This is a genomic window from Acinetobacter thutiue (genome assembly GCF_030385805.1).
GTDB lineage: Bacteria > Pseudomonadota > Gammaproteobacteria > Pseudomonadales > Moraxellaceae > Acinetobacter > Acinetobacter corruptisaponis.
Map to the genome: position 1 here is coordinate 1,063,889 of NZ_JAUDZE010000001.1, position 11,694 is coordinate 1,075,582.

The 11,694-nt window shown below is 42.0% G+C and carries 9 protein-coding genes; 2 read left to right on the forward strand and 7 right to left on the reverse strand.

Annotation, left to right across the window (positions count from 1 at the left end):
- The 4 genes from QTA56_RS05295 to QTA56_RS05310 all read right to left on the reverse strand — a co-directional run bounded on the left by QTA56_RS05295 (nucleotide 1) and on the right by QTA56_RS05310 (nucleotide 4,998).
- The gene (locus QTA56_RS05295; RefSeq protein ID WP_267979879.1) at nucleotides 1-1,254 is read right to left on the reverse strand and encodes an MFS transporter; all 1,254 of its coding nucleotides are present in this window, start codon (nucleotides 1,252-1,254) and stop codon (nucleotides 1-3) included.
- A gap of 82 nt (nucleotides 1,255-1,336) precedes the next feature.
- Nucleotides 1,337-2,401, reverse strand: a complete 1,065-nt coding sequence (locus QTA56_RS05300) for an ABC transporter substrate-binding protein (RefSeq protein ID WP_267979880.1) — start codon at nucleotides 2,399-2,401, stop codon at nucleotides 1,337-1,339.
- Between the two features lie 24 nt (nucleotides 2,402-2,425).
- Complete coding sequence (locus QTA56_RS05305; protein ID WP_267979881.1) at nucleotides 2,426-3,913, reverse strand: porin family protein; 1,488 nt, start codon at nucleotides 3,911-3,913, stop codon at nucleotides 2,426-2,428.
- A gap of 473 nt (nucleotides 3,914-4,386) precedes the next feature.
- On the reverse strand, nucleotides 4,387-4,998 hold the full coding sequence (locus QTA56_RS05310; RefSeq protein WP_267979882.1) for a LexA family protein: 612 nt from the start codon (nucleotides 4,996-4,998) through the stop codon (nucleotides 4,387-4,389).
- A 291-nt stretch (nucleotides 4,999-5,289) separates the two neighbouring features.
- Between QTA56_RS05310 and QTA56_RS05315 the strand changes: the two genes are divergently transcribed.
- Together QTA56_RS05315 and QTA56_RS05320 are read left to right on the forward strand one after the other, a co-directional pair.
- A complete protein-coding gene (locus QTA56_RS05315) occupies nucleotides 5,290-5,520 on the forward strand; it encodes a hypothetical protein (RefSeq protein ID WP_267979883.1) in 231 nt (76 codons plus the stop codon).
- A 69-nt stretch (nucleotides 5,521-5,589) separates the two neighbouring features.
- Nucleotides 5,590-6,749 (forward strand): IS3 family transposase gene (locus QTA56_RS05320; RefSeq protein WP_267979884.1). Its coding sequence is split into 2 segments (ribosomal slippage): nucleotides 5,590-5,836 and nucleotides 5,836-6,749, totalling 1,161 coding nucleotides; the frame shifts between segments, so codons are not numbered across the junction.
- A gap of 393 nt (nucleotides 6,750-7,142) precedes the next feature.
- On the opposite strand, the gene msuE is transcribed toward QTA56_RS05320, so the two are convergent.
- From msuE to QTA56_RS05335, 3 genes are all read right to left on the reverse strand, one after another.
- Nucleotides 7,143-7,865, reverse strand: a complete 723-nt coding sequence (msuE, locus tag QTA56_RS05325; protein WP_267979886.1) for an FMN reductase — start codon at nucleotides 7,863-7,865, stop codon at nucleotides 7,143-7,145.
- A 97-nt stretch (nucleotides 7,866-7,962) separates the two neighbouring features.
- Complete coding sequence (locus QTA56_RS05330; RefSeq protein ID WP_267979887.1) at nucleotides 7,963-9,156, reverse strand: LLM class flavin-dependent oxidoreductase; 1,194 nt, start codon at nucleotides 9,154-9,156, stop codon at nucleotides 7,963-7,965.
- Nucleotides 9,157-9,175: 19 nt separating this feature from the next.
- Complete coding sequence (locus QTA56_RS05335) at nucleotides 9,176-11,509, reverse strand: TonB-dependent receptor (protein WP_353739498.1); 2,334 nt, start codon at nucleotides 11,507-11,509, stop codon at nucleotides 9,176-9,178.
- Between the last annotated feature and the right edge of the window lie 185 nt (nucleotides 11,510-11,694).

Genomic DNA, 11,694 nt, shown 5'->3' on the forward strand with positions numbered 1-11,694 from the left:
TTATTGACCCTCTATTTCTGAATACATTTCAATCTCTGATGCAGATGCGGTAAAAATCTGGGTAAGCTGCTGGGCAAAGCCAATCAATCCAGCAAACAAGGCCGCCGAGATCAGGAACATGGACTGTAGGCCCCAGTAATGACCCAACCAGCCCCCGACGATACTGCCGAGCAAGCCACCTGCTGGACCTGCCATTGCGCTCAGGCCTGACACTTTCGCCATGCCCAGACGCTCACCGACATTGGCAAACATGGTGAAATTTACGATATGCAGCATGGCAAGACCCAAACCCAAAACCACCGAACCGCCCCAGAGCAAAGCGGGTACTTTTGGCGTTCCCAAGGCAACCGAGGCAATCGCAATCAGGGCAAAACCGACCTGATAAAAACGCTTGATCCCCCAGCGTGCCAGCAAAACCCCTGTGCTGAACAATGCGGCAACAAAAACCGCACCCTGTAATGTCACCAAGCTTGCTGCAATGGTTTCGCTAAAACCAAAATCCTTAATCGCAATCACAATGATGAAGAAACCGTAGTACGCCATCACTGCATTGCTGGCCAATTCAATTAAGCTGGTACGGCGTAAGGTCTGGTCATGCTTTAGCAGGGTCAACTGCTTGGCAATTACGCTTAGGCTAAACACTTCATGCTGCTGGGGTTGCACCTGTGCTGATCCACCCAAGGCAAATGCCAAGGGAGCAAACAAGGCTGGAAGCAAAAACAGTCCCGCAATCCACCAGTACGCACCTGAAAATCCTGAACCATTGACCAGACTCACCGCCAATAATGGGCCAACCAGAAAGAAACCCATCATGTGCGTTCCCCGAAACCAGCCCGCCTTTGCCGCACCAATACTTTTTAAATGCTGCATATAGACCGTGTTCAGGGAAACAAAACGCATCGGCATGCACAGGCCAACCAAAAACGTGCATAAAATCAGGTACCAGACCGTTGGATAAAATGGCACGGTGAGATAGACCAATGCAGCAAGGAAGCTTCCAATCACAAACATTTTCTTCGGGCCATATCTCTGCACCAAAATCCCGATGGGCAGTCCAAGAAATAAAATGCCCAGACTCTGCACCGCTGCCACCAGTCCCATTTCAAACTCGGTTGCCTGTAACTGCACCGCATATAAAGAGGTGACAATTTTAGCGATACCGATTCCCAATCCTGCACATAGCGCCAAGGCAATAAAGCCAAACACAAAGCGAAACTGGCCTAGCCCTGCTTGGGCAACTGACTGCTCAGCCATGTACACGTCCTTAAAAATGAATGAAAGCCACACATCAATCAGCTAGCTAAAGACTTGAGCTTTAGCCAACCCCTGCTCTGGATTATTTTTTATGGTTACCATTGGCATCAAATTGCGGCCAGAAGTTTTCAAGTTTCAGCTCTTGCAGTGCATTGTTGAGATATTTCCGCTCAATCCATGAATCAATATCGACAGGACGGCGAATCAGCTTGTAGTCAATGGATTGCTGTACAGATTTCTTTAAGGATGTCACCGCATACTCATCGAAATATGGAGAGTTACGGTCTTTCAGCGCATAGTCATCCCAGTCTTTTTTATAATCTAAATATGGTGTGCCACTCTGTGCCCATAATTTATATTGCGTATCACGGTTCTTTTCGTCAGAACTCCATACGTTGTCTTTAATAAATGTCGTGACCACACGTTGCACCGTCTGTGGATACTTCTTCTCAAAATCCTCACTTACCCACGCAACAAGTGGGCCATTTAGATTTGAATCTTTACGCACCTCTAAAATCCGCTTTGCGACCCCACGCGATTCCAATGTCCAGGGACTGGTGATCATTCCATCAATATCACCCGTGGATAAAGAGGTTTGGGCGGAATATGTATCCTGACTAATAATGCGGAAATCTTTTTCAGTAAAACCATATTTACGCAACAGACGGCCCAGGATCAGTTGCTGGTTGGTTCCCTTAAATACCGAAATGGTTTTACCCTTTAAATCCGCTAAACTTTTTGCCCCTGAATCAGAAGGAACGGCAAAATAAACAGGTCCAAAACGTCCAGTCACGAATAATAATTTTGATTTTAAACCTGTGGAACGCCCCACAATTGAAGGTAGATCACCATGTCCAATACCAAAATCCACCTTGCCATTGGCAAGTGCCTCATTCAATGCAGGCCCTGCGCCTGGGAAGAAAATCCATTTGACTTTAATACCATCCTTGGAAAACTCTTTTTCCAGTACACCCCGTAAGTGCGCACTTGCATAAGCACTCGCACCCACTTTAGGCTTACCCCCCACACCCGCACCTGGAACGCCCAGTCGGATCTCAGTCGGGTTGGTTTCAGCAAAAACCGAGAAGCTGGTTGCAACCAGTAAACCCGCCGCTGCACTGATCAATAAATGTTTCTTAAATGTCATGGTCTTATTACTCATATTGAAAAATTAAAAGGTGTATTGAAATTGTGCCTGCACTTCAGAAAAGTCTTTTTGGGTCGCCGTTTCGTGGTCATAACTCCAACGATTTAGCCCAAGCTGGAACTTTGTGGTTTGTGCAAAGAAGAAATTTAATCCGAGTGTGTGAATGTCAACCTTACCCAGGCCATGCCCTGCAATACCCACTACATCAGCCCCCTTGTTCGGGTTATAGGTGTCATAGCGATAAAAGGTTTGAATCGACTTTGGCCAGAAGTCGTCGAATTTTGCAGCGGATTTCACACTGTTATAAAATTGGTCGCCAATGGTATAAAACAGGGTTGCAGTATGACCTTCCGCTTTCACCTCAGAACTTGAGCCTGTTGCAGTTGCAAAGTCACTCAGGCCCTTAACATATTCATAGGTAATCCCAAAAGGCGCATGGTTGTAGTAAATATCGAAGCCCAGACGATCATTACGGCCATTTCCATCAACAACGGTTGCCCCAGAAATGACGTTTTTACTGCCTTTTAGGTAGGAAGCACCAAACTTCAACTCACGCAACCAGCTGGCATAGTCCACAGGCAAGGTAAAAGCGACACGTCCGATATAATCTTTCTTGTCATTGTCATCGACCTTGTTGGTGCCATTACCATTGACCACACCCAGGGCGTATTCAAATAACGGCGCACGATAATTCGATGAATAATCCACAAAAGGCTTGATATCGCCGCGAACGATCAGGCCTGTTTGACGGTTAAATAGCCCCAACTGCGCCAGACCTGTCGCAACGTTGATGGTTGGACGTAAGTCCTCTGGCGATTGTGGATCGAGACCAAATGGAATTAACTGTTGACCCAAAGTTGCATTTAAGCGTGGGATTTCAGGGCCACCATTGGTTGAGGTAAAGTTGTAACGGACAAAGGCATCGGCCAGGTTCAGGTCACTGGCACTGCCCGCTGTACCTGTACGTTTGCCATAACTAAAGGAAAGCTGATAATCTAGGTTCTTCCCTTCCTTATAGTCTCTGTACAGATTACCGCGCACCCCAAACAATGCCGTTGGAATATCAAAAGTGTTGCGACGTGGTGTAACAGGTGCGGGATTTCCCGATGCGGTATCAACACTCTGGCCTTGGGCCCGTACCTGAACCGTACCGTATAATGTGGTATCGCGGGCAGACTTTACCGAGGTTCGCTCATATTGGCGCGACTGGTCATATTTGTAATTTTCCAGATCAGTACGGAAACCCGCCAATTCGCTCTGTGTGGCAAAGCTATTTTCGGTATCCTCATCCTGAGCTTCACTTTCCTGCTGAACAGCAATCTGCTCAGTGGTTTCCCCCACTGAAGCCTGTTTCTTTTGCTTTAACACATTGACCTGTTGCTGCAAGGCAGTGAGTTGCGCCTGCAACTGTGCCAATGTGGTGTCCACATCTTCGGCGGCCTGAACAACCCCACTTCCCAGCAGTGTTGCCAAACCCAACGTAACGGATAAAGAGAGATGATGTTTTTTCACCTATAAACCCCTAAAACTAAATGCTAAAAATTGAGTACAAAAGTTCCTGACATGATTGAAAAAACAATCACGGCTAAAAATTTCAAATGAAGAAGAGAGAAAGAATTAAGTTTGCATACAACAACGTGAAATAAACATCATGGACTCCTCAGCCTGTAAAAATGTATGTGTAAATACCATGCTAAGTTCTTTGCAAGGGCTATGCCAAATTTTAATTAATTGTTTTATATGATATTTAAAATATATAACGGTGTATTTATGTGTTGATGGGGTGTTGAAAAATCAGCACCCTGCTTATACAAAAACATCATATTTTTTTGTTTTTATTTCTTATTTTTAGATATAACACTGATTTCTTGGTCAGCTCACCCATTTGATTGATCTGAAAGATGATCAAACATCAAAATCAGGTAGTGGTGAACTGTGTTCGCCCAAATCAATCAAAATAAAGATGCATAAAGCTCGATTTAACATCATCGCATAGGTTTCAGGTTATAGGTCACCACGCCCCAAATCACCAGTTCCTGCCCCTCGTGGATATAGATATTTTGATAGTCTGGATTCTCAGCCTTGAGCCAAATTTTGGGTGGACTAAAATGATGGTCAATCATTAAGCGCTTAACAGTAAAATCATTATCAATCAACGCAATCACAATATCGCCTGACTTTGCTGGAATACTTCGGTCAACCACCAAGGGATCATCAATATCAATCCCAGCATCAAGCATAGACAGAGAATTTGCTTTCACGATAAACGTGGAATTTTCATTGCGAACTAAAAACTGATTTAAATCCAGGGATTGCTCAACATGGTCCTGCGCGGGTGATGGAAAACCTGCTGCCACACGTTCTGTTGCCAGTGGAATATGGTAGATTCGATCATTCTGGGCTTGTACATTCTGAATTTTTAATGAGGACATCAAATCTGTACGTGCACCTGTTTTGACATTATTCAGTAACCAGTTTTTGATAAAATCCACCTGAGATTCGGGAACACGGATCACCTTGGTGGGTTCATTAAACTGTGCCTTACGCCCAGCATTGGTTCTCGCACCACCATGCTCAAATTCATTTTTTTTAGACATAGCTCCTCCAAACCCAGATAACTAAACAATAATTTAATTTAACTTGAAAAAGTTACAAATTCAAGTTGACGTACATAAAATTTTGCATAACAATAAATTTCATAGATCAGATTTTAGCTTGTTTCACTTAGACAAGGATGTACAACAAACTAGAATTTATGTTTTAAATGAATAACTTATATTATCAACCAACCTGTTAAATAATATTAAGTTATTGATCTAATTCAATATCATACCTGATCTTCAGCAGTTAGGTTTTATTCAAATATTTTTGATGTGGAGACATGAAAAATGAACAATCAACGTGATGCTATTCTTGGCTATGCTGATGAGAAACATGCTTACTTTATTCGCCTGATTGAAAACAATACAGTGCTGGGCAATAGTTATGGACTGTTTTGTGAAAGCCAGAATAGTGAGGCAGCGGAAAGTATTATGACTACTCTGTTTTTAAAGAAATCCTTTTGGCTGAATGGCTCTGAATTTAACGATATTGTCAAAGGTCTCAACCCCATTACCTGATCCTAGCCAAAATAATGGACAATGCTTCCCTCTAAAGCTAACGTAAAGTTAACTTTGGAGATGTAAAAAATGGCTAAACGCTTTAGTCCAGAATTTAAACAGCAAGCAATTAATTATGCACTTTCAAACTCACACGAATCTGTGGCTGCTATCGCCCAGAAATTAGGTGTGGGTTATTCAACATTAGATAAATGGATTCGTGAGGCCAACCCAACTGGTTCCAGCAAAAGACAGCTCTCGCCAGAACAGCAACGTATTTTCGATTTAGAAAAAGAAGTCAAACAACTCAGGGAAGCCAATCATATTTTAAAAAAGGCGCATGTGTACTTCCTGACAGATCATGCCAAGAAAAGTACACGGTAATCCAAGGTCTAGCTGTGACTGAAATTACGGTTTCTTCTGCCTGTAAATGCCTAGGTGTTAGCACTTCGGGCTACTATGCTTGGCGAAAGAGACAGATATACGTCAAGCAGAAGTACGCTGATTTAAAAGCTGTATATTGGCAACACCATGCTCGCTTAGGAGCACCGTCATTGGTGCACGACATGCATGATTTAGGTTACTGTATGAGTGAACGTACAGTTGGAAAGATGCTAAAAAAGCTCGGTTTACGCAGTAAGATTGCACGTAAATATAAGTATACGACTGATTCAAATCATCGTTTGCCGACGGCACCGAATCTGTTAGATCGCCAGTTTACAGTCACTCTGCCAAATAAAGTTTGGACAACCGACATTACCTATGTTCGAACTAAAGACGGTTGGTTGTACTTATGCGTGATGCTAGATTTATTTAGTCGTCGTATTATAGGTTGGCAAACCAGCCATCGGATAGATCGTCAATTGGTATGTGATGCATTTAATTATGCAATGGCGCGTCAGGGTTATCCAACAGGTGTCATGGTGCATTCGGACCAAGGCTCACAGTACTGTAGTCGTGATTTTAGGATGTTATTATTAACAAATAACTGTATTCAAAGCATGTCACGTAGGGGGAATTGTTGGGATAATGCAGTGACTGAAAGCTTCTTTCATACGTTGAAAGGTCATGTGATACATGGCAGTGTATTTCCCACTCGAAAAGAGGTGAATGCGGTCTTGTTTGATTATATTGAGATTTATTACAATCGAATTAGAAAGCATTCTGCAAATGGCTGGTTAAGTCCTGAAGCATTTGAACAGAAATATTTTAAGAATTTAGAGGCAGCCGCTGTCCACAATACTGTCTAGGATCACCTGTATCAAATCTAATGGCACGAACCTTATAAAGCTCCATTACCTGATTCAAAGAACCTACTCTAAACCTCCCAAACTTCTCCAGTTGATATAAAAACTCAAGCACCGTCTGCTCAACAAACTTCCAACTTTCCTCCACACTCTCAACCAATAAAAAATCTCTTTTTTGTGGTTCAGGTATAAGGGTGGCGGGAGAAATACGAGGTATGAGATTAGAAAAATATAAGTCTGAATTATCAAAAATTTCAACCAAGATTTCTAAAGTGGGTTAACGTAGTATTCAATATAAAAGAAACCAAAGCATTCCTTTGATTTCTTTTATAAAGCTTAGACGAAGTAGTTGCAATCATATTAAAATTCAAGATACTGATATACAAAAATTAAATTCTATATTACAGCTACTTTTTTGGCGTGTAGCCTTGCTTCAGCCACATCAAGATTAGGAACTTCAACCGATGGTAGAATTGGATCTTGCTCAATTTGTTTGTTAATCCCTAAATCTTGATTGGCTTTTTCCGATTTAGATTTTACCTTTTGCTCACGTAGCCCCTTTGCAGGTGCCCATTGTAAAATCGGCAATGCTCGTGCAACCGCAAGTGTAATACGATCACTTAAGGCTTCACTTTTGACAGTATATTCAGGGGTAAAATCACGATCTGTTGCATAAACACCGATCGGTAAAGTCTGTGCCTGAAAGAAACTGAATAGAGGGCGAAGTTGATGTTCTAACACTAGCGCATGGCGATCACTTCCACCTGATGCCGCCAATAATACAGGAACATCAACTAATGCAGTTTGCTCAACAAAGTCGAAAAGATGTTTAAATAATCCTGTAAAAGAGGCGCGATAAACAGGCGTCCCGACAATTAAAGCATCTGCTGCCTCAATTGCAGCCAAATCATCTTGTACTTTTTTAGGTAACTGATTTCGATAAATTGCACCACCCAATAGAGGGCCGATCTCACTCAATTTTACAAAGTGTACATTCACCTCTATGGCTTGTGATAACTCATCTAAAATGGCTTGAATCAGACTTTCTGTTTTTGATGGACTATTTAAACCACCTGAAACAGCAACAATATTGAGCGGTTTATCATTTAAATAAGACATTATTTCACCTTATATTTAAGACTAAATTTTGATTTATATTGAAATAAACCAAGGCTCTTCTCTAAAAGCCTTGGTTCTAACGTTTTTAAAATAGCTGTTAAGCAATACGATATTTGGACTCTTCTGGAATACGCTGTAATGCCTGACGTTGATGTTTAAAATGCGGCAAAACGTGTTCACCTAACCGATAGGCTTCTTCCAAATGTGGATAGCCCGCCAAGAAGAACAAATCGATTCCAATGCTGTTATATTCTTGAATGCGTTCGATGATTTGTTGATAGCTACCTACTAAGGCAACCCCAGGTGGAATCCCAATATAACCAAAGCCAGACCAAACATTAGGATGAATAAAGAAATCATCTACATTTTTACTGCCTGCCTTATCGGCATATTCTTTTTCGAAACTGAGTACACGTGCTGATCTAAGTCCTGCATGGGCAGCAGAAGCATGCAAACGTTGTTTTTCAGCGGCTTCATCCAAGTAACGTTGTGCCTCTGCAAAAGCTTCTTGTTCGGTACGGCGAGCAATGGTATCAATGGATAAACCAAACTTGATATTGTCACGCCCATATTTGGCCGCGCGTTGACGCACATCTGCAATCAGTGCAGCAATTTCACTTGGTTTTTCAGCACGCATTAAATAATAGTCAGCATGCTTTGCCCCAAACTCACGCGCAGCTTCCGAAGAGCCAGCAGTACAAATAATCGGTAGTTCAGCTTTATTGAGTGGATACTTTAATCCGCCACCCTCAGCAGAATAATATTTGCCTTGGTAATGGAATGATGGGTTATACCAATAGCCTTTGACCACGTCCAGAAACTCGGTCGCACGGACATAACGGTCATCGTGAGGCGTGGCATCGCCGACCTGACGCTGAATCACCTCAGATCCACCATTAATAATATTCCAGACCAGACGATTTCCAGTTGCACGCTGATAGGTTGCCGCACTTTGTACCGCATTGTATGGACTAAAATGATAAGGCTGGAATGCCGTCACAAAATTTAGTCGCTTGGTTTCTCGCGCTAACAAAGAACACACCGTCCAGGGTTCTTCACCTGTCGGTGCATTAACCATCAATGCACCTGCAAAACCATTGATTTCTGCTGCACGCGCCACCTGACTTAAATAGTCAATATAGGTAAAGTCGTCACCGACTTGGTAGTTTGATACAGCACCTGTATTTTCTACACCTGATACACGTGCCCAGTCACCACGATTGCGAGGATCACCTGCTAAAAATTCAGCTTCACCATGCAAAGGTAAACGGGTAAAAAATTCAATTCCCATGATGTTCTCCGTATAACAGTTAGAATTTAGCTGTGAGAGAAACACCAACTTGACGTGGGTTTCCATAGGTTAAAACATATTGTCCCACTGGACCATTTGGACGACCATGTACTTGATATTCTTCATTCAGCAAATTCTTAACATAGGTATTGACCTGATATTTATTGTTTGCGCTGTGATAACCAATATTGGCATTCCACAAGGTATATGATTTTTGGCTGAGGATCGGATCAACCGAATAGTCTTGGCGGTTAACCAGGAAATATTCACGGTCACGATAGCTTGCATCAGTACCAACAACAATACGAGCGCCATCATTTAGATTAAAGGTATATTCACCACCAATCCCGACGGTATATTTTGGTGAGCGAACCAAGCTATTCCCTGTATTGTCAGCATTAACCACATTGGTTACTGGGTTTTTGTCGACAAAGTCCGTATATTCACTATCTAAATAAGCACCTGCAAAACGTAAACGTAGATTTTCAGTGGCTAAATAATCCAACTCCAATTCAGCACCCTTGACTTCAGCTTTAGGGCCATTGGCTAAAACTGAGGTGACTCCACCGCCTTGACCCTCTGTGGCAACCAATAAATTGGTTTGAATATCTTTATAGTCATAATAGAAAATATTGGCATTTGCGACTAAATCTCCACCCAATAAAGCCGACTTCAAACCAAGTTCATAACTGTTCAAATATTCTGGGTTCACATCGGCAAGCTGGGTTAAGCTGCTCGATAAGCCAGTATTGAATCCACCTGAACGGAATCCATGTGCAAATCTGAAATATGTATTTAAATCAGGTGTAATTTCATATTCTGGTGTAATGTCATAGGTCAACTCATTCCATGTTTTCTTACGGCTAGTTGAACCATTCGCATTTAGAGTTGGGTTATAGACCGCATTGCTATAGCCATCTTTTTTCCACCAACTGCCTTTGCTGTAGTCGCCTGTTGTAATCTGAGTCAGATCTAGATTGATATCTTTTTCTTCACTGGTCCAGCGTAATCCGCCAGTCACCTTAAATTTATCTGTAAATTTATAGGTACTATTCCCAAATACGGCAAAGCTTTGTGTGGCTTGATTATAAGTAATATCTCTAAATGCAGGGGTTGATGCCGTCTGTGCAGCAGCACCATTTGGCAAAGTTTTCTTGACCCGTGCACTCACACCCGTAGAATCTAAATCTTCGTTAAAATAATGTAATCCTGCAATCCAACTTAAACGTTTGTTCGCATCGGATGAAACTCGAAACTCCTGACTATATTGACGCCATTCATTATCGCTATAACTTCGCGCAACATCATAAGGTGTGTAATCACCATCTGAAATTGACTTTTGTGTGGTCTTGTCAAAAGCAGTGATTGAGGTAAAGCTGTGGCCGCCGCCCAAATCTCCATTTAAAGTTAATGACGCACCATCATGCTGAATTTTATTACTTTCATCTAAATCTAAATTGGTGTTACGCCCCTCTGGTCTTTCATAGACTCCCCAGTATTTCCCAATACTTAAGGAACCGTTATTTCCCAAACCATTGTAGGTTTGACTATGAAGATTAACCAGCGCATTCCATTGATCATTGATTTTGCCAAGAATCTGGAAACGGAAAGATTTCTTATCAACATCACCATAATCTTCGCCATTCGCTAAATTCTTTGCATAGCCATCACGATCTTCTGAGTAAAATGCCCCTCGCACTGCAATATTATCAGAGACTTTGCCATTGGCAGCCCCCTCAAAAGTACGTAGGTTATGATCACCTACACCTATCGTTGCATAGCCATTTGGTTTTTCTGAAAAGGTTGGTTTTTTGGAAATATAATTGACTGCGCCCGCTGTGGTGTTTTTCCCATAGAGTGTTCCCTGTGGTCCACGTAAAACTTCAATACGCTCCAAATCAAATAAATCACCTGCACCCGCAACTGGTGCATTCAAGTACACACCATCTGCATAAATTCCGACAGGAAATACAGTTGATGCAGCCACATCACCCGTGCCTAAACCACGAATATACCAGCGTGGACGGCTATCACCATCTGGGTTTTCCGCAGCAGCATTCGGTGTATACGTTAAAACATCACCAATAAAGGTCGAGCCTTTCGCAGCCAAATCTTTGCCAGAAACAGCGGTAATTGCTGTTGGAACTTTTTGAATATTTTGCGCACGGTATTGCGCAGTCACGATTACATCACTTAACTTTTTTACATCTTTTGCATTCACAACCTGTGCTTGTTGCTCAGCGGTGATGCCTGTATCAATCTCTTCGTTCGCCAAAGCCAGTGTTGAAACGCTCGCTGTAACTCCCCACATAGCAGTTAAAATACTCTGCCTAATTTTTGTAACCTTAAACATGGTGACTCCATTTGAATAAATCTATTCTTATATTGGCAACTTCCATGCCATCAATTTTATTTAAATATTTTCAACAACTTAAAATAAAACACTAAAATAAATACCTGCAAATCTGCTGATCGCTAGACATTTCCAACCGTATTATTGTTGTTATTCCAACATTGGGCATTCCACCCTTTATTAAT

Bases quoted from the DNA above. Each gene is read 5' to 3' on its own strand.
- QTA56_RS05310 (WP_267979882.1), bottom strand. From the start codon at position 4,998: ATGTCTAAAAAAAATGAATTTGAGCATGGTGGTGCGAGAACCAATGCT.
- msuE (WP_267979886.1), bottom strand. From the start codon at position 7,865: ATGTCTTATTTAAATGATAAACCGCTCAATATTGTTGCTGTTTCAGGT.
- QTA56_RS05330 (WP_267979887.1), bottom strand. From the start codon at position 9,156: ATGGGAATTGAATTTTTTACCCGTTTACCTTTGCATGGTGAAGCTGAA.
- QTA56_RS05295 (WP_267979879.1), bottom strand. From the start codon at position 1,254: ATGGCTGAGCAGTCAGTTGCCCAAGCAGGGCTAGGCCAGTTTCGCTTT.
- QTA56_RS05300 (WP_267979880.1), bottom strand. From the start codon at position 2,401: ATGACATTTAAGAAACATTTATTGATCAGTGCAGCGGCGGGTTTACTG.
- QTA56_RS05335 (WP_353739498.1), bottom strand. From the start codon at position 11,509: ATGTTTAAGGTTACAAAAATTAGGCAGAGTATTTTAACTGCTATGTGG.
- QTA56_RS05315 (WP_267979883.1), top strand. From the start codon at position 5,290: ATGAACAATCAACGTGATGCTATTCTTGGCTATGCTGATGAGAAACAT.